This is a genomic window from Burkholderia sp. AU6039 (assembly GCF_002223365.1).
GTDB lineage: Bacteria > Pseudomonadota > Gammaproteobacteria > Burkholderiales > Burkholderiaceae > Burkholderia.
The window spans coordinates 25,531-43,299 of the sequence record NZ_NKFK01000008.1 but is presented as its reverse complement, the minus strand read 5'-3'; the positions used below and the strand labels follow the sequence as shown (position 1 = coordinate 43,299).

Here is a 17,769-nt window from a genome sequence, read left to right as displayed (position 1 = left end):
ACCCCGAGCTGCCGCCAGACACAAAAAACCGGCTCGGAAGCCGGGCCATAGTGTCGTCGGGCGCCCTCATGCCCGCGGCACGATCCGCATGCTTTGAAGCCAGGTTTCGTACGGCACGATGTATCGCTGGTGGGCTTGGATGTCCGCCGTCGGCATGGCGGCGCGCTCCGGCTCAAACACGGCGGAAGTCAAGCGCGTCGGCGCTGTCTTCGGCCAGAAATGCCACCACCATCGCGTTGAATTCGTCAGCGCGCTCCCACTGCACCCAGTGACCGGTCTTGCTGAACAGATGCACGTCGCAGTTCGGCATGCGCCGCTGCAGCGAGCGGGCACCGCTCGGTCGATTGACCTTGTCCTCCGTTCCCCACAACACGAGCGTCGGGTTTTGCACGCCGGCCAGACGCGGATCGCGCGTGAAGTCGAGTTTCCTGAATTGCGGAATGCCCTTGGGGCCGAGCAATGGCGGGCTGGCGACGACCTCCGGGTCGATGCTGGACTGAAAGCGCTCCTGGAGCGTCGCATCGGATACAAGGCTGCCGTCGTAGACAAGGTCGCCCCGGATGAACGTCGCAAGCTTTTGCAATGTCGGGCCTTCGCCCTTGTAGTAATTCAGCAGACGCTTGAGGCCGGGCGTCGGCAACCCACGCGTCGTGTCCACGCCGCCGGGCCCCATCAGCACGAGACGGCCGACCGCTGCCGGCCGCTCGATCGCCATGCGCAACGCGCAGGCGCCACCCAGCGAGTTGCCGAGGATGTGCGCGCGCTCGATACGCAGCGCATCGAGCATCCCGAGCATGCTCGCGGCCAGGTCGCCGAACGGGTCACCGCGATCCAGGCCCTTCGTCGATTTGCCATAGCCGGGCATGTCGGGCACGACGACCCGGTGGACGCACGCGAGCGCACCGACATTGCGCGCGTAATTGGACATGCCGGAAGCGCCGGGACCGCAGCCGTGGGGCATGAGCACCACCGGGCCCTCGCCCGCTTCGGTAAAGGAAATGGTTCGCGCACCGACTCGAACGGTGCGTTGAGTCATTGCGTGAGTCATGAACGGGGCATTCACGGCGGAGTCGCTCCAGACGGTTGATCAGGCTTGCTTGTTTTAATAATGAGATATTTGTCATCATGACAATATACTCGTCTTCACCTAGCCAGCCGGAGCGTCTGTTGCGTCGCCGTATAATTCCCGCCATGAATGAAACGACCGTTGACCATCGGACCCGCGTCGCGGCGGAGCGACGCGAACGCATGCGCGCCCGCCTGATCGAAAGCGCGATGCTCGTGTTCGCAGAAAAGGGAGTCGGCGCAAGCGTCATCCAGGACGTCATTGCAGCCGCAGACGTGTCGCAGGGCACGTTCTACAAATACTTCCGCACCAACGAGGATCTGCTCGCGGCGGTGACGCAGGAACTGAACGACGAGTTGCTGCGTTTGATCGAAGCGGAAGTCCACGGTTATGAGGATCCGGCGCTCCGCATCGCGTGTGGTGTGCGCATGTTCCTGCACGCGGCGCGCGCGTATCCGCTGCTGGCGCGCTTCATTTGCGCGGCCGGCCTGCATTCCGCGGGGCCGAGCAGCCTGATCTACGTGTTCCTGCCGCCGCATATCGAGCAGGGTCTGGCACTGGGGCGTTTCACCCATGTCGGCGTCGGCACCGCGCTCGACGTGATCGCCGGAACCGCGCTCGCGACGATCCTCAGAATCACCAATGAAGGCCCTCAAAACGTCGTTCCGGAGCCGGTGGTCGCCGCAATTCTGCGTGCGCTGGACGTCGAGCGGCTTGAGGCGGAGATGTTGGTCAAGGCGGAATTACCGCCAATCGAAACGCCCGATACGTCGCTGCTCGAACGCGGGCATGCAAGGATGCAGGCGCAGTTGCGCACCGGAATTCGACAAGCGCCGCCACACCGCCCCTAACAGGCCAATCAGGTCGTCCTCGACCGTCACGATGTTTGGCGGACCACGCATCGAGGTACTCACCAGCCAAACGGCCGTTCAGAGACGTGTTGATGGTGGCCGGTCGGAATTCGTCCAGCGGCCGCCACGCTCGACGAACACTAGAAAAACACTAAAAAACGCGGCGCGAACCGGTGCTCAGCAAGCACCGGCGGCTCGCCCCTCGAAGGCCCTTGCCGATTGGAGCTTCGACGGATTCCGACGCACCTCGCCGAACCACCCCAACCTTCACAATTCATTTAACTTTCCGTGAGGACTTCGACACCGGCCGCTGACTACGATGGGCGCATGTTTTCAGGACCTGCCGCCAGGAGCCCATCATGCCCACCCGCAGACATCTGCTGTTCGCCGGCGCCACCGGCCTCGCCGTGCTCGCGACGCTATCGTCCGTCGGCCGCCGCGCGCTGGTCGGCCGTGCGTTCGCCGCATCGCCGGCCGCCCCGCAGACGGCCGCCCCTTTTGAAGTCACGCTCAGCGACGCCGAATGGCATCGCCGGCTCACGCCCGCCCAGTACTCGGTCCTGCGCGAGGCCGGCACCGAGCGGCCGTACACCAGCCCGCTGAACGACGAGCACCGGCAAGGCACGTTCGCGTGCGCCGGCTGCGCGCTCCCACTGTTCTCGTCGGCCACCAAGTTCGACAGCCATACGGGCTGGCCGAGCTTCTGGAAACCGCTCGACCACGCGGTCGCCACGAACACCGACGCATCGTTCGGGATGGTCCGCACCGAAGTGCACTGCCGCCGCTGCGGCGGCCATCTCGGCCACGTGTTCGACGACGGCCCGCAACCCACCGGCCTGCGCTACTGCATGAACGGCCTCGCGCTCACCTTCCACCCCGCCGCCGCCTGATCCGGCCCCGAACTCCCGACCGACTGGAGAACGCACCATGCTGCTCATCGTCCTTGCCTACCTCGGCGGCGTGCTCACGATCCTGAGCCCGTGCATCCTGCCCGTGCTGCCGTTCGTGTTCGCGCGCGCCGACCAGCCGTTCGTCCGCAGCGGCCTGCCGCTGCTCGTCGGCATGGCGCTCACGTTTGCCGTCGTCGCGACGCTCGCGGCCGTCGGCGGCGGCTGGGTCGCGCAGGCCAATCAGGCCGGCCGCTGGGTCGCGATCGTGCTGCTCGCGATCTTCGGCTTGACCTTGCTGATGCCGCGCCTCGCGGAACACCTGACGCGCCCGCTCGTCGCCGCCGGCAACCGGCTCACCGGCTTCGCGCAACGCGACGGCCGCCCGGCCGGCCCCGCGTCGTCGCTGCTGCTCGGCGTCGCGACCGGCCTGCTGTGGGCGCCGTGCGCGGGCCCGATCCTCGGGCTCGTGCTGACCGGGGCCGCGCTGCGCGGCGCCAGCGTCGGCACGACGCTGCTGCTGGTCGCGTATGCGGCCGGCGCGGCAACGTCGCTCGGCGTCGCGCTCGTGATCGGCGGCAAGGTGTTCGCCGCGATGAAACGCTCGCTCGGCGCCGGCGAATGGATCAAGCGCGGGATCGGCGTGGCGCTGCTGGCCGGCGTGGGCGCGATCGCGCTCGGCCTCGATACGGGTGCGCTCGCGCAGCTGTCGACCGTCACGACGGGCGGGCTCGAGACGAAGCTCGTCGACCGGCTCGGCGGGCGTTCGAACGGCGCACCGGGCGCACCGGCGGCGATGGCCGCGACCGGCAACGCCGCCGGCAACACGAACGGCGGCGCGATGATGGCCGCGGCGGCCGATCGCACCCAGGCCAACGGCGGGGCGATCGCCGGCGGCGCGATGATGCGCGCGGTGGATACGACGCATGCGGCTGCCGCACTGCCCGTCGAAGGCACGCTGCCGTCGCTCGACGGCGCGGTGCAGTGGCTGAACTCGCCGCCGCTGACGGCGGCCAGCCTGCGCGGCAAGGTCGTGCTGGTCGATTTCTGGACGTATTCGTGCATCAACTGCCTGCGCACGCTGCCTTACACGACCGCGTGGGCACGCAAGTACGCGCCGTACGGGCTCGTCGTGATCGGCGTGCACGCGCCGGAGTTCGCGTTCGAGCGCGACATCGGCAACGTGAAGAAGGCCGTGCACGACCTCGGCATCGACTTCCCGGTCGCGATCGACAACCGCTTCACGATCTGGCGCGCGTTCAACAACGAATACTGGCCCGCGCACTACTTCGTCGACGCGCAGGGGCGCGTGCGCCGCCACCACTTCGGCGAAGGCGAATACGCGGAATCGGAGCGCGCGATCCAGTCGCTGCTCGCCGAGGCCGGCCATCCGGAAGCGCTGAACGTGCCGATCGGGCTCGCCGGTGCGCCCGCGAAGGGGGCGCTCGCCGCGGCCGACAGCGCGGACGTCCGCTCGCCCGAGACCTACGTCGGCTACGCACGCGCCGAGGACTTCATGTCGCCGGGCGGTGTGGTCCGCGACGCGGCATACCACTACGCCGAGCCGGCCCGGCCCGATCTGAACGACTGGGGCCTCGCCGGCACGTGGCAGGTCGGCGCCGAACGCGCGACGCTCGCGGCGCCGGCCGGCCGCATCGTCTACCGCTTCCATGCACGCGACCTGCACCTGGTGCTCGGCCCCGGCGAGGACGGCAAGCCGGTGCGCTTCCGCGTGACGCTCGACGGCGCGGCGCCCGGTGCCGCGCACGGCAGCGACGTCGATGCGCAAGGCTACGGCACCGTGACCGGGCAGCGCCTGTACCAGCTGGTCCGGCAGCCCGGCGCGATCGCCGACCGTACGTTCTCGATCGAGTTTCTCGATCCCGGCGTGAATGCGTATGCGTTCACGTTCGGCTGATCCCGGCAGGATGCGGCGCACCGGCGCCGCGTCCGGGCCACCCGCTTCCCCTACCGCCTTTCGAAGGAGCACACCGTGAACACCACCTCTCCCCGCGGTCCCGCGCCGCAACGGCGCACGGCGATGCTGCGCCGCATCGGCGCCATCGCCGTCGCGGCCGCCGCCGTGTTCGGCTACCAGCGCATCGTCAATTCCGCCGAGCCGATGCGCACCGTGCCCGCGCCGACGCTCGACGAAACGCCCGGCGCATCGCACGACGAGACGGCCGTGCTCGCCGGCGGCTGCTTCTGGGGCGTGCAGGGCGTGTTCGAGCACGTGAAGGGCGTGAAGCAGGTCACGGCCGGCTATGCAGGCGGCGCGTCCGAAACCGCGCACTACGCGCTCGTCGGCTCGGGGCTGACCGGGCACGCGGAATCGGTTCGCATCGTCTACGACCCGACCCAGATCACGTACGGCAGGCTGCTGCAGGTGTTCTTCTCGGTCGCGCACGATCCGACCGAGCTCAACCGGCAGGGCCCCGACGAAGGGTCGCAGTACCGGTCGGCGATCTTCCCGACCACCGCGCAGCAACGCGCGGTCGCGACCGCCTACATCGCGCAGCTCGGCACCGCGCACGTGTTTCCGGCGCCCGTCGTCACGCGCGTCGAGGACTACAAGGGGTTCTACCCGGCCGAGGCGTATCACCAGAACTACCTCGAACTGCACCCCGACGCGCCGTACATCGCGTACAACGACATGCCGAAGATCACCGGGCTGAAGCAGCACTTCCCGGCGCTGTACCGCACCGACGCGGTACTGTGGCGCGATGCGCGCTCGTGACCGGCAAGCGGCCGCGTGACGGGGTGACGGGGTGACGGCGTGGTGCCTGCCGCACCGTCCGGGCCTGTGCGGCCACCCAAAAGCGCGCCGCCTTCGACCCGGTTTGGGCTGCATCAACGAAACCGCGGCCGCCGTGCCGGGGCAAACCCGCATCGCGTCCGCCGCGGCACGCAACTTCGCGTAGACTTCTCCAGATCCCCGCCGCATCATGCGGCGCCCGGAATCCCAGTTCAGCCAGGAGACGTCACGCATGCGCGCAGTGCCCATTCCTGACAGCGGCACCCTTGTAGAACCCTCTTCCGGCGCGGCCGTGCGCGACCTGCGCCGCGTGCCGATTCACCCCGATCACTGGTACCCGCTCGCGTGGTCGCGCGAGCTGAAACGCGGCAAGACGCTCGGCGTGCGCTTCGCCGGCGATCCGATCGTGCTCGTGCGCACCGAATCCGGCGCCGTGTATGCGCTCGAGGATCGTTGCGCGCACCGCCAGGTGCCGCTGCACGCGGGCGTCGTGAGCGGCGAGACGCTGCGCTGCTGCTATCACGGCTGGACCTACGCGTGCGACAGCGGCCGCTGCGTCGACGTGCCGTACCTCGGCCGCGAGCGGCTGCCCAACGGCGTGCGCGCGTATCCGTGCCGCGAAGCGCACGGGCTGATCTTCGTGTTCCCGGGCGATGCGACGCTCGCCGACACCCGGCCGTTCCCCGCGCTCGAATCGGCGGACAACCGCGCATACAAGACGCGCCGCTTCGGCCGCGAGGTCAAGTGCCACTACTCGTTCATGCACGAGAACCTGATGGACATGAACCATCAGTTCCTGCATCGCAAGCAGATGGGGCAGATGCGCGCGCGCTCGGTGGGCCGGCGCCGCGGCGACGACTGGGTCGAGGTCGACTACACGTTCGCGCGGATGGAAGGCAAGCAGCCGGTGGGCGAAGCGCTCGTGTTCGGCGCCAGCAAGAAGCCGGCCGACCAGTCCGACAAGAGCGTGATGACGGTGCGCACCGGCTACCCGTACCAGACGCTGCAGATCCGCTCGAGCGAAGGCACGCTCGTGATGGACCTGTGGATCGTCTACGTGCCGCTCGACGCCGAGCAGCGTACCAACCGCACGTTCGGGCTGCTGTCGATCCACAAGCCCGGCATCCCGTTCGCGCTCGATCTCGCGTGGCCGTTGCTCGTCTGGTTCACCGAGCGGATCTTCCGCGAGGATCGCTGGATCGTCGAGCGCGAGCAGGAAGCGCACGACCGTCAGGGCGCCGACTGGAACCACGAGGTGTTTCCGGTCATCAACGAGCTGCGCGACCTGCTGCGCCAATGCGGCGCGCGCACGGTGATCCCGATCCGCGACGCACGCGACGGCGCGTGATGCGTGCGGCGCGTGACCTGAGAAGCGCGCGCCGTTACAACCGGAACGCGCCCGGCAGCAAAGCATGGGCCGTCGTGACCTCGACGGCCCCTTTCAGGTTGGCCAGGATCACTTCGATGTCGGGCGTGCCGATCTCGATGATCACCTGGCGGCACGCGCCGCACGGCGCGATCGGGCCGTCCGTGTCGCCCACGACTGCGAGCCGCGTGAAATCCCCCGGACGATAACCGGCGGCGATGGCCGAAAACATCGCCGTGCGTTCCGCACAATTGCAGAGTCCGTAGGACGCGTTCTCGACATTGCAGCCGTGAAAAACCGTCCCGTCGCGCGCCTGCAGCGCCGCGCCGACCTTGAAGCGCGAATACGGCGCATACGCGCGTTCGCGCGCCGCCTTCGCCGCTTCGATCAGTTCGTTTCGTTCCATCTCGTCGTAGCCTCGATTGTGTGCGGGGAGGTATCGGCGCGGCCAAACCCCGACCGTCGCGATACACCCGTGACGTGAAGTGAAGTGATCGCCTGTGCCCGTACCGGCGCTTGGTCAGCCGATCTGCTGATAAACGGTCGGCGGCGCATCACCGGTTTCGCCCAGCACGTAGCTGCGCTGGATTGCGTCCACCGCGTGCGCGGCGGCTGCTGCGTCGCGGGCATGCACGTAGCCGAGCGGCTCGCCGGCCCCGACACGCTGCCCGATCTCCGCGAGCGCCGTCAGGCCGACGCTATAGTCGATCGCATCCGCCGCGCGCGTGCGGCCACCGCCGAGCGCGACGACCGCCAGCCCGAGCGCGCGGCAATCGACCCGCTGCACCACGCCGCTCGTGCGCGCCGGTACCGGCACGATCACCTGCGCCCGCGCGAGATGGCGTGCGGGCGCATCGATCAGATCCGCGGGGCCGCCGAGCGCCGTGACCATTCTCGCGAAGCGTTCCGCTGCCGCACCCGTATCGAGTGCATGCTGCAACTTCGCGCGCGCGTCTGCGACGTCACGTGCCAGCCCACCGGTGACGAGCAGCTCAGCGGAAAGCGCCATCGTGACCTCATGCAGGCGCGCCGGACGCGACTTGCCCGTCAGGTAGTCGATCGCGCACACCACTTCGAGCGCATTGCCCGCGCACGGCGCGAGCGACTGGTTCATGTCGGTGAGGATCGCGGTCGTCTTCATGCCGGCGCCGTTGCCGACGTCGACGATGCTGCGCGCCAGCTCCGCCGATTTCTCGGAGGTCGGCATGAATGCGCCGGAGCCGACCTTGACGTCCATCACGAGCCCGTCGAGCCCGGCCGCGAGCTTCTTCGACAGGATCGACGCGGTGATCATCGCGACCGACTCGACGGTCGCCGTCACGTCGCGAATCGCATAGATGCGCATGTCGGCCGGCGCCAGCCGCGCGGTCTGCCCGATGATCGCAACGCCGACGTCGCGCACCGTGCGGCGAAACGCGTCCGTGTCGGGCTTCACGTTGTAACCGGGAATCGCGCTGAGCTTGTCGAGCGTGCCGCCGGTGTGGCCGAGCCCGCGCCCCGAGATCATCGGCACGTAGCCGCCGCACGCTGCCACCATCGGCCCGAGCATCAGCGACACGACATCGCCGACGCCACCGGTCGAATGCTTGTCGATCACCGGCCCGTCGAGATCCAGCACGCGCCAGTCGAGCACGTCGCCCGAGTCGCGCTGCGCGAGCGTCAGCGCGACGCGTTCGTCGGTGCTCAGGTCGTTGAAATACACGGCCATCGCGAACGCGGCCACCTGGCCCTCGGTCACGCTGCCGTCGGTCACGCCGCGCACGAACGCGGCGATCCCGTCGCGATCGAGCGGCTGCCCGTCGCGCTTCCGGCGAATGAATTCCTGCGGTAAGAACATCGTTGCCTCTCCTCGATCGGTCGGTGGCCGCTGCGGGCTCAATGCAGGGAAAAGAACAGGCCGGCGATCGCGGCGCTCATCAGGTTCGACAGCGTCGCGGCCGTCAATGCGCGCAGGCCGTGCCGCGCGACTTCCGAGCGGCGCTCGGGCGCGACCGCGCTGAAGCCGCCCGCGAGAATCGCGATCGACGAGAAGTTCGCGAAACCGCACAGCGCGAACGACACGATCGCGAGCGTCTTTGGGTCGAGCACCTGCAGGCCGGCGGCCGCGACGTGCTCGCCGCCCTTCAGGTACGGCGACAGGTCGCCATACGCGACGAACTCGTTGAAGATCAGCTTCTCGCCGATGAAGTTGCCGGCCAGCGCCGCGTCGTGCCACGGCACGCCGATGATCCACGCGAGCGGCGCGAACAGGTGGCCGATGATACCGACCAGCGTGATTTGCGGAAAGCCCGCGAACGCGGCCACGCCGCCGACGATCAGGTTCATCAGCGCGATGAGCCCCACGAACGCGATCAGCATCGCGCCGACGTTGATCGCGATTCGCAGCCCGACCGACGCGCCGGACGCCGCCGCCTCGATCACGTTGGCGGCCCGCTTGTCGTCGAAGTCGAGCCCGTCGACCACGACGCGGCTCGGCTCGACCGTCGGATACAGCAGCTTGCCGAACAGCAGCCCGCCCGGCACCGCCATGAACGACGCGGCGAGCAGGTATTCCATCCGCACGCCGAGGCCCGCGTAGCCGACCAGCACCGAACCCGCGACCGACGCCATGCCGCTCGCCATCACCGTGAAGATCTCGGCGCTCGTCATGTTCCGCACGAACGGCTTCACGAGCGCGGGCATTTCGCTTTGCCCGAGAAAGATCGTCGCCACCGCCGAGCACGCCTCGATGCGGCTCACGCCGAGCACTTTCGCGAGCGCCGCGCCGAGGATCGCGACGATCCACTTCATCACGCCGATGTAGTACAGCACCGCGATCAGCGCGGTCACGAAGATGATCATCGGCAGCACGCGCAGGCCGAACACGAACCCGCCGTCGCCGAACAGCTGGAACATCCGGCTGTCGACGAGCCCGCCGAATACGAATGCGATGCCGTGATTGCCCATGTCGAGCACGCGATTGACGCCGTTCGCGGCGCCCGCCAGCACCGCACGGCCCACCGGCACGAACAGCACCAGCGCACCGATCGCCAGCTGCGTGCACAGCGCGGCGATCAGAGTCCGGCCGCTCACCGCGCGCCGGTTGTTCGACAGCAGATAGGCAACCAGCAGCAGGAACAGCATACCCAGGAGACTGCGCAGAATATCCACCTCGTACTCCTTGCTCTCAATGTTATTGGACTGTTCGGCGGGCGGCCCGGCACGCCTGCGCAACGCCGTCGGTGGATATTACTCGCCGGTATGCACGTCGACAACGCAAACAAAATGGTCGCATTTGCGCGACATCGCGTGTTGCGTCGACTTGCTCAGTTGTTCTATGTACCTGAGGATCGGAAAGACGAGACCGCGCCCAATTCATCCCAAATATTGAGAGAATCGGCGGGATGCGGAGAGAAAGCCGGCGCGGTGCCGGCATGACTGGGAAAGCACATTCAAACATGCACGGGGCGTGCCGTTCCAACCGGCACGCCCCGCGCGACACGCAACGCTCAACCGGCGCGCTCGACCGGATGCGGTTCGCGCAACCGGTTCGCGATCCGCGCGGCCTCGTAGTAACTCGCCGCCGGCGGGCGCTTCAGATAGCGGCCCGCGCCGCGCACGGCGCGCAGATCGCCGTCGGCCCACGCAAGTGCGCCGCGCGTGAGCGTGTGCGTCGCGACGCCCTGCACCGTCATCCCCTCGAACACGTTGAAGTCGACCTGCTGATGATGGGTCTTCACCGAGATCGTCTTGGTCGCGGCCGGGTCCCACACGACGAGATCGGCATCGGCGCCCACCTGCACTGCGCCCTTGCGCGGATACAGGTTGAAGATCTGCGCGGCGTTCGTCGACGTGATCCGCACGAACTCGTTCGGCGTGATGCGGCCATGGTTCACGCCGTGATGCCACAGCACCGACATGCGATCCTCGACACCGCCGCAGCCGTTCGGGATCTTCGTGAAGTCGTCGCGGCCCATCGCCTTCTGCGATGCGCAGAACACGCAGTGGTCGGTTGCCGTCGTATGCAACTGCCCCGCCTGCAGCCCGTGCCACAGTGCCTCGCGGTGCTCGGCCGAGCGGAACGGCGGGCTCATCACGTGCGCGGCCGCACGCGTCCAGTCCGGATCGCGATAGACGGCCTCGTCGATCACCAGGTGGCCCGGCAGCACCTCGCCGAACACGCGCAGCCCTTCGCTGCGCGCTTTGGTGATCGCATCGACCGCGTCCTTCGCGGACACATGCACGATATACACCGGCACGCCGAGCACCTGCGCGATGCGGATCGCGCGGTTCGCGGCCTCGCCCTCGACCTCCGGCGGCCGCGACAGCGGATGCGCCTCCGGCCCCGTCATCCCGCGTGCGAGCAGCGCCTTCTGCAACTGGAACACGAGCTCGCCGTTCTCCGCGTGCACGGTCGGCAACGCGCCGAGTTCGAGCGCTCGCGAGAAGCTGTTCACGAGCACCTCGTCGTCGGCCATGATCGCGTTCTTGTACGCCATGAAGTGCTTGAAGCTCGACACGCCGTGTTCGCGCACGAGCGTGCCCATGTCGCGGTGCACGCTCTCGTCCCACCACGTCACGGCCACGTGGAAGCCGTAGTCGGCCGCGGCCTTCTCGGCCCAGCCGCGCCACGCATGGAACGCATCCATCAACGGCTGCTTCGGGCTCGGAATCACGAAGTCGATGATGCTCGTCGTGCCGCCCGCGAGCCCGGCGGCCGTGCCCGAGTAGAAATCGTCGCTCGCGGTCGTGCCCATGAACGGCAGCTCCATGTGCGTATGCGGATCGATACCGCCCGGCATCACGTACTGGCCGTGCGCATCGACGACGGTCGCGCCGGCCGGCGCGTCGATCTGCTCGGCGATCTGCAGGATCGTGCCGCCGTCCTCCGGCGCTGCGCAGAGCACGTCCGCGCGATAGGATCTGTCCGCATCGACTACGGTGCCGCCACGAATCAGGATTGCCATGGGGTTGCCTCCTCGTTGACTGTCGGGTGCCGCATCAGGCGCGCGCGATCTGCGCGTGCTGTCCGGCGCGCCACTTCATCCAGGTGCCGTACACGCATGACGCCAGCACGAGGCCGACGAACCACGCGTACGTATAAAGCGTGTTGAAGAATGCCGGCACGTTCGGAAACGACGCCGGAAAGGCCGTATGCAGGAAGCCGGGCAGGTTCGGCAGCACGCCGACCGCGAGCGCGGCCAGCGCGGCCGGGTTCCAGCCGCGCGCGTAGCTGAAGCCGCCGCGCTCGTCGAACAGCGCGCGCGTGTCGAGCCGCGTGCCGCGAATCAGGAAGTAGTCGACCATCAGGATCCCCGCCACCGGCCCGAGCAGCGCCGAATAGCCGACGAGCCAGGTGAAGATGTAGCCGTCCGTCGTCGCGAGGATCTTCCACGGCATCATCACGATCGCGATCGTCGCGGTGATCATCCCGCCCGTGCGGTACGAGATCGCCTTCGGCCACAGGCTCGAGAAGTCGTAGGCTGGGCCGACGAGATTCGCGGCGAGGTTGCAGCACATCGTGTCGAGCGTGAGGATCACGAGCGCGATGCCCACGCCGATGCCCGTCATCCGGCTCGTCAGGTCGATCGGATCCCAGATCGCGTTGCCGTAGATCACGACGGTCGCCGACGTCACGACGACCGACACCACCGACAGCAGCGCCATCGGCAACGGCAGCCCGATCGACTGCCCGATCATCTGGTCGCGCTGCGAATGCGCGAAGCGCGTGAAGTCAGGAATGTTCAGCGCGAGCGTCGCCCAGAAGCCGACCATCGCGGTCAGCCCCGGCCAGAAGGTCGCCCAGAACAGCCCGGCCTTCTTGCCGCCCGCGGCGAACTGCGACGGCGCCGACAGCATCGTGCCGAAGCCGCCCGCCTTCGACGTCGCCCACCACACGAGCGCCACGCACATCACGACCTTGATCGGCGCGGACCAGCTCTCGAGCCAGCGGATCGAATCGGTGCCGTGCCAGATGAAGTAGAGCTGCAGCGCCCAGAACACGAGGAAGCACGCGAGCTGCCCGAACCCGATGCCGACGACCGGCAGCACCGCGCCGTGCAGTGCGTTGCCGGTCAGGATGTTCAGCAGCGTATAGATCGCGCTGCCGCCGAGCCAGGTCTGGATCCCGTACCAGCCGCACGCGACGATCGCCCGCAACAGCGCCGGCAGCTTCGCGCCCTGCGTGCCGAACGACGCGCGCACGAGCACCGCGTAAGGAATCCCGTGCTTCGCGCCCGCATGGCCGATCAGCAGCATCGGCACGAGCACGATCAGGTTGCCGAGCAGCACGGTCATCACCGCCTGCCACGGCGACATGCCTTCCTGGATCAACCCGGCCGCCAGCATGTACGACGCGATGTTCATCACCATCCCGACCCACAGCGCCGCGAAGTGATACCACTTCCACGTGCGCTGCGCCGGCGTCGTCGGCGCGAGGTCGTCGTTGTACAGGCTGCCGCCCTGCGCCGCGGCGCTGTCGGGATCGGCGGGATTCGCTGCGTGATTCATCGAACGCACTCCACTAAAACGTCAGCGCCGGCATCAACCGATGCCGGCCCGGGTGGAACGAAAGGCGACAATGCAGGATGACCTGCCTCGCCGGACGCCGTCAAGCAGCCTTCTTCGCGTGCTTCTCGGGTGCCGCCGCGCCTGCACTCGCCCCCGCGTCCGCGCTTGCCGGATTGTTCGGATGCGTGGTCCAGTTCGCGTAGTCGCCCGAATCGACACGCTCCATCGTGATGCATTGCTCGACCGGACACACATGCATGCAAAGATTGCACCCGACGCATTCCGAATCGACCACTTCGAAGTGGCGCACGCCGTCCTTCGTCGCGGTGATCGCCTGGTGCGACGTGTCCTCGCACGCGATATGGCACAGCCCGCACTGGATGCAGCGGTCCTGGTCGATGCGCGCCTTGATGTCGTACTTCAGGTTCAGGTATTTCCAGTCGGTCACGTTCGGCACCGCGCGGCCGCGGATGTCGTCGAGCGTCGCGTAGCCCTTCTCGTCCATCCAGTTCGACAATCCGTCGGCCAGGTCCGACACGATCCGGAATCCGTAATGCATCGCGGCGGTGCACACCTGCACGCTGCCGGCGCCGAGCACCATGAACTCCGCCGCGTCGCGCCATGACGAGATGCCGCCGATGCCCGAGATCGGCAGGTTCGGCGTTTCCGGGTCGCGCGCGATCTCCGCGACCATGTTCAATGCGATCGGCTTGACCGCCGGGCCGCAGTAGCCGCCGTGCGTGCCCTTGCCGTCGACCATCGGCATCGGCGCCATGTGGTCGAGATCGACCGCGACGATCGAGTTGATCGTGTTGATCAGCGACACGCCGTCCGCGCCGCCCTTGTACGCGGCACGCGAGCCCATCCGGATGTCGCTGATGTTCGGCGTGAGCTTCACGAGGCACGGCAGCTTCGTGCCCTCCTTCACCCAGCGCGTGACCATCTCCACATATTCGGGGACCTGTCCGACCGCCGCGCCCATCCCGCGCTCGCTCATCCCGTGCGGACAGCCGAAGTTCAGCTCGACCGCGTCGGCGCCCGTGTCCTCGACGAGCGGCAGGATCCATTTCCAGTCGCGCTCGTTGCACGGCACCATCAGCGACACGATCAGCGCGCGGTCCGGCCAGTCGCGCTTCACCTGCGCGATCTCTCTCAGGTTCACGTCGAGCGGACGGTCGGTGATCAGCTCGATGTTGTTCAGCCCCGCGATGCGCTGGCCGTTCCACTGCACCGCGCCATAGCGCGAACTGACGTTGACGACGTGCGGATCGAGCCCGAGCGTCTTCCACACGACGCCGCCCCAACCCGCCTCGAACGCGCGGTTCACGTTGTAGGCCTTGTCGGTCGGCGGCGCGGACGCCAGCCAGAAGGGGTTCGGCGAAGTGATGCCCGCGATGGTGCAGCGAAGGTCGGCCATGGTCGGCTCCGTGAGAGTGGGGTCGTGTTGGTTGTGCTCGTGGTGCGTGACGCGCGTGGCGCGCTCACGCGGCCTTCGCGTCGCGCTGCGCGAGCGTGGCGTCGATCGACGCGGCCGCGCGCTTGCCGTCCTGCACGGCCTGCACCGTGAGGTCGACGCCGCCCGTCGCCGCGCAGTCGCCGCCGGCCCACACGTCGGGCCATGCGGTGCGCCCGTCGGCGTCCACCGCGATGCGCGTGCCGTCCGCCGTCAGCAGCGCGGCGTCGAGGGCGTCCGGCACCAGCGTCTGGCCGATCGCCTTCAGCACCATGTCCGCATCGACGGTGAAACGCTCGCCCGATGCCGCCTCGAACTCGACGCCCGTCACCTGCCCGTTCTCGCCCGCCATGCGCACCGGCTTCGCATGCGTGACGAGCGTGACGCCGCTCTTCTGCGCGAACTCGCGCTCCGCCCACGTCGCGCTCATCGCCTCCACGCCGCGCCGGTACACCATCGTCACGCGCTCGGCGCCGAGCTTGCGGCTCTGCACCGCCGCATCGATGGCCGTATTGCCGCCGCCGATCACGACCACGCGCCGCCCGACCGCCACGTTCTCCAGCGCATCGGTCTGCCGCACCTGCACGATGAAATCGACCGCGTTCATCACGCCGTTCAGTTGCTCGCCGTCGATCGACAGCGCACGCACGCCGCCGAGGCCCATCGCGAGAAACACCGCGTCGTGCTGCTCGCGCAGCGCGTCGAGCGTGATGTCGCGGCCCAGCGCGACGCCGGTTTGCAACGTGATGCCGCCCACCGACAGCAGCCACTCGACTTCACGCTGCGCGAAATCGTCGACGGTCTTGTACGCGGCGATCCCGTATTCGTTGAGGCCGCCGCCCTTCGGGCGTGCGTCGAACAGCGTAACGCGGTGCCCGGCGAGCGCGAGCCGGTGCGCGCATGCGAGCCCGGCCGGCCCCGCGCCGACCACCGCGACCTGGCGCCCCGTGTCCGGCGCGCGCGTGAAGCGCACCGCGCCGGTCTCCATCGCCCAGTCAGTCGCATGCCGCTGCAGCGCGCCGATCGCGACGGGCTGCGCATCCTGGTGGTTGCGCACGCATGCGCCCTCGCACAGGATCTCGGTCGGACACACGCGGGCACACATCCCGCCCAGCGGATTCGCCGACAGGATGTCGGTCGCGGCACCCTTCAGGTTGCCGTTGCCGATCTTGCGGATGAAGCTCGGGATGTCGATCTGCGTCGGGCAGGCCTGCACGCACGGCGCGTCGTAGCAGTAGTGGCAGCGGCTGGCCGCCGCCGCCGCGGCAGTCGGATCGAGCAGCGGCGCGATGTCGGCGAATTCGCACGAGAGTTGCGTGGACGACAGGCGATGCGCGGCGATATCGCCGGTTGGCTGGGTGGTCATACGCGTTCCTTCGACTGGGTGGAGACAAAGCCGTCCCCGCCGGCTGCGAATGCACAGTCGGGGCGGTCGTTGTTAGGCATGCTACGGTCAGGCTGTCAGGCATCGAGCAGCCTGCCGGCGGTTAAGGTCGCGGCGTCATGAAGCCGGTTCGCATGCGCGCGACAGCATCGCGTGCAGCAGCACGTTCGCGCCGGCCTCGATCCACGCGGGCGTCGCGTCCTCGATCTCGTTGTGGCTGATGCCGTCGACACACGGCACGAACACCATCGACGTCGGCGCGACCTGCGCGAGGTAGCACGCGTCGTGGCCGGCACCGGACACGATGTCGCGATGCGAGAAGCCGAAGCGGTCGGCCGCGCTGCGCACCGCTTCCACACAGGCCGCGTCGAACGCGACCGGCTTGTAATAGAAGATCTGCTCGAGCTGGGTTTCGAGCCCGATCTCGCCGGCGATGCGCGCCACGCCGTCGCGCAACGCAGCATCCATCTTCGCGAGCACCGCGTCGTCCGGATGACGGAAATCGACGGTGAAGAACACGCGGCCCGGAATCACGTTGCGCGAGTTCGGGTAGACCTGCATCATGCCGACCGTCGCGCAGCCGAACGGCGCATGATCGAGGCCGATCCGGTTGACGAGATCGACCACGCGCGACGCGCCGAGCAGCGCATCGCGGCGCCGCGGCATCGGCGTGGGCCCCGCGTGCGCTTCCTGGCCGGTGAACGTGACCTCGTACCAGCGCTGCCCCTGCGCGTCGGTCACGACGCCGATCGTCTTGCATTCCGCTTCGAGAATCGGCCCCTGCTCGATATGCAGTTCGAACGCCGCGTGCAGCTTGCGTCCGCCGCACGGCACGTCGCCCGCGTAGCCGATCCGCGCCAGCTCCTCGCCGATCGTCTTGCCATCCACGTCCTTGCGCGACAGCCCGTATTCGAGCGAAAACACGCCCGCGAACACGCCCGACGCAACCATCGCGGGCGCGAAGCGCGAGCCTTCCTCGTTGGTCCAGATCACGACCTCGACCGGATGCTCGGTCTCGATGCCGTGATCGTTGAGACTGCGAATCACCTCGAGGCCACCGAGCACACCGTAGATGCCGTCGAAGCGGCCGCCCGTCGGCTGCGAATCCGCATGCGAGCCCGTGACGACCGGCGCCGCATCGGCCACGCGGCCCGCGCGGCGCATGAACACGTTGCCCATCGTATCGACCGTCACCGTGCAGCCGGCGGCCTTCGCCCAGCCGACGATCAGGTCGCGGCCGGCCTTGTCGAGATCGGTCAGCGCGAGGCGGCACACGCCGCCCTTCGGCGTCGCGCCGATCTTCGCGACTTCCATCAGGCTGTCCCACAACCGCTTGCCGTCGACCTTGATCGACGTGTCGAAAGCTGCCCGCTTCACTGTTTCCGATACCGCGTTCATTCGTATCGCTCCTGTGGGGTCGGTGATGTCGTCAGCCCGGTCTGTGCCGGTGCGTGTCATGCCTGTTTCGGGGCAACGCCGCCCAAGCGCGGTGCATGCCCGGTCGTTCGCGAAGATCGT

The 17,769-nt window shown here is 68.2% G+C and carries 14 protein-coding genes; 5 read left to right on the top strand and 9 right to left on the bottom strand.

The window, feature by feature from the left end; all coding sequences use genetic code 11:
• Positions 1 to 172 precede the first annotated feature (172 nt).
• Positions 173 to 1,036 carry an alpha/beta fold hydrolase gene (locus CFB39_RS35935; RefSeq protein ID WP_089476584.1) on the bottom strand — a complete coding sequence of 288 codons (864 nt, stop codon included), beginning with the start codon at positions 1,034 to 1,036 and terminating at the stop codon, positions 173 to 175.
• A 155-nt stretch (positions 1,037 to 1,191) separates the two neighbouring features.
• Here CFB39_RS35935 and CFB39_RS35930 point away from each other — a divergent pair, with 155 nt between their 5' ends.
• The 5 genes from CFB39_RS35930 (at position 1,192) to CFB39_RS35910 (ending at position 6,907) form a co-directional block, all read left to right on the top strand.
• Positions 1,192 to 1,917, top strand: coding sequence for a TetR/AcrR family transcriptional regulator (locus CFB39_RS35930; RefSeq protein ID WP_089476583.1), 726 nt, complete (start codon positions 1,192 to 1,194; stop codon positions 1,915 to 1,917).
• A gap of 359 nt (positions 1,918 to 2,276) precedes the next feature.
• Positions 2,277 to 2,807 (top strand): peptide-methionine (R)-S-oxide reductase MsrB, encoded by a 531-nt coding sequence (gene msrB, locus CFB39_RS35925; protein ID WP_089476582.1) that lies wholly within the window; start codon positions 2,277 to 2,279, stop codon positions 2,805 to 2,807.
• A 37-nt stretch (positions 2,808 to 2,844) separates the two neighbouring features.
• Positions 2,845 to 4,722 (top strand): cytochrome c biogenesis protein DipZ, encoded by a 1,878-nt coding sequence (locus tag CFB39_RS35920; protein ID WP_089476581.1) that lies wholly within the window; start codon positions 2,845 to 2,847, stop codon positions 4,720 to 4,722.
• Positions 4,723 to 4,845: 123 nt separating this feature from the next.
• Positions 4,846 to 5,541, top strand: a complete 696-nt coding sequence (gene msrA, locus CFB39_RS35915; RefSeq protein WP_089476580.1) for a peptide-methionine (S)-S-oxide reductase MsrA — start codon at positions 4,846 to 4,848, stop codon at positions 5,539 to 5,541.
• Between the two features lie 250 nt (positions 5,542 to 5,791).
• On the top strand, positions 5,792 to 6,907 hold the full coding sequence (locus tag CFB39_RS35910) for an aromatic ring-hydroxylating dioxygenase subunit alpha (RefSeq protein ID WP_089476579.1): 1,116 nt from the start codon (positions 5,792 to 5,794) through the stop codon (positions 6,905 to 6,907).
• 34 nt (positions 6,908 to 6,941) lie between these two features.
• On the opposite strand, the gene CFB39_RS35905 is transcribed toward CFB39_RS35910, so the two are convergent.
• From CFB39_RS35905 to CFB39_RS35870, 8 genes are all read right to left on the bottom strand, one after another.
• Entirely contained in the window at positions 6,942 to 7,331 is a 390-nt protein-coding gene (locus CFB39_RS35905; protein ID WP_089476578.1) for a cytidine deaminase, read from the bottom strand.
• Between the two features lie 114 nt (positions 7,332 to 7,445).
• Positions 7,446 to 8,762, bottom strand: a complete 1,317-nt coding sequence (gene deoA, locus CFB39_RS35900; protein ID WP_089476577.1) for a thymidine phosphorylase — start codon at positions 8,760 to 8,762, stop codon at positions 7,446 to 7,448.
• A 38-nt stretch (positions 8,763 to 8,800) separates the two neighbouring features.
• The gene (locus CFB39_RS35895) at positions 8,801 to 10,075 is read right to left on the bottom strand and encodes a NupC/NupG family nucleoside CNT transporter (RefSeq protein WP_089430073.1); all 1,275 of its coding nucleotides are present in this window, start codon (positions 10,073 to 10,075) and stop codon (positions 8,801 to 8,803) included.
• 338 nt (positions 10,076 to 10,413) lie between these two features.
• Positions 10,414 to 11,871, bottom strand: a complete 1,458-nt coding sequence (hydA, locus tag CFB39_RS35890; RefSeq protein ID WP_089476576.1) for a dihydropyrimidinase — start codon at positions 11,869 to 11,871, stop codon at positions 10,414 to 10,416.
• 34 nt (positions 11,872 to 11,905) lie between these two features.
• On the bottom strand, positions 11,906 to 13,414 hold the full coding sequence (locus CFB39_RS35885; RefSeq protein WP_089476575.1) for an NCS1 family nucleobase:cation symporter-1: 1,509 nt from the start codon (positions 13,412 to 13,414) through the stop codon (positions 11,906 to 11,908).
• A 100-nt stretch (positions 13,415 to 13,514) separates the two neighbouring features.
• The gene (preA, locus tag CFB39_RS35880) at positions 13,515 to 14,831 is read right to left on the bottom strand and encodes an NAD-dependent dihydropyrimidine dehydrogenase subunit PreA (RefSeq protein WP_089476574.1); all 1,317 of its coding nucleotides are present in this window, start codon (positions 14,829 to 14,831) and stop codon (positions 13,515 to 13,517) included.
• Positions 14,832 to 14,895: 64 nt separating this feature from the next.
• On the bottom strand, positions 14,896 to 16,233 hold the full coding sequence (locus CFB39_RS35875; protein ID WP_089476573.1) for an NAD(P)-dependent oxidoreductase: 1,338 nt from the start codon (positions 16,231 to 16,233) through the stop codon (positions 14,896 to 14,898).
• 135 nt (positions 16,234 to 16,368) lie between these two features.
• The gene (locus CFB39_RS35870) at positions 16,369 to 17,649 is read right to left on the bottom strand and encodes a Zn-dependent hydrolase (RefSeq protein WP_089476572.1); all 1,281 of its coding nucleotides are present in this window, start codon (positions 17,647 to 17,649) and stop codon (positions 16,369 to 16,371) included.
• Between the last annotated feature and the right edge of the window lie 120 nt (positions 17,650 to 17,769).

Excerpts from the sequence above, each read along its gene's own strand:
- CFB39_RS35935 (WP_089476584.1), bottom strand. The coding sequence starts at position 1,036 with ATGACTCAACGCACCGTTCGAGTCGGTGCGCGAACCATTTCCTTTACC.
- CFB39_RS35930 (WP_089476583.1), top strand. The coding sequence starts at position 1,192 with ATGAATGAAACGACCGTTGACCATCGGACCCGCGTCGCGGCGGAGCGA.
- msrB (WP_089476582.1), top strand. The coding sequence starts at position 2,277 with ATGCCCACCCGCAGACATCTGCTGTTCGCCGGCGCCACCGGCCTCGCC.
- CFB39_RS35920 (WP_089476581.1), top strand. The coding sequence starts at position 2,845 with ATGCTGCTCATCGTCCTTGCCTACCTCGGCGGCGTGCTCACGATCCTG.
- msrA (WP_089476580.1), top strand. The coding sequence starts at position 4,846 with ATGCTGCGCCGCATCGGCGCCATCGCCGTCGCGGCCGCCGCCGTGTTC.
- CFB39_RS35910 (WP_089476579.1), top strand. The coding sequence starts at position 5,792 with ATGCGCGCAGTGCCCATTCCTGACAGCGGCACCCTTGTAGAACCCTCT.
- CFB39_RS35905 (WP_089476578.1), bottom strand. The coding sequence starts at position 7,331 with ATGGAACGAAACGAACTGATCGAAGCGGCGAAGGCGGCGCGCGAACGC.
- deoA (WP_089476577.1), bottom strand. The coding sequence starts at position 8,762 with ATGTTCTTACCGCAGGAATTCATTCGCCGGAAGCGCGACGGGCAGCCG.
- hydA (WP_089476576.1), bottom strand. The coding sequence starts at position 11,871 with ATGGCAATCCTGATTCGTGGCGGCACCGTAGTCGATGCGGACAGATCC.
- CFB39_RS35885 (WP_089476575.1), bottom strand. The coding sequence starts at position 13,414 with ATGAATCACGCAGCGAATCCCGCCGATCCCGACAGCGCCGCGGCGCAG.
- preA (WP_089476574.1), bottom strand. The coding sequence starts at position 14,831 with ATGGCCGACCTTCGCTGCACCATCGCGGGCATCACTTCGCCGAACCCC.
- CFB39_RS35875 (WP_089476573.1), bottom strand. The coding sequence starts at position 16,233 with ATGACCACCCAGCCAACCGGCGATATCGCCGCGCATCGCCTGTCGTCC.
- CFB39_RS35870 (WP_089476572.1), bottom strand. The coding sequence starts at position 17,649 with ATGAACGCGGTATCGGAAACAGTGAAGCGGGCAGCTTTCGACACGTCG.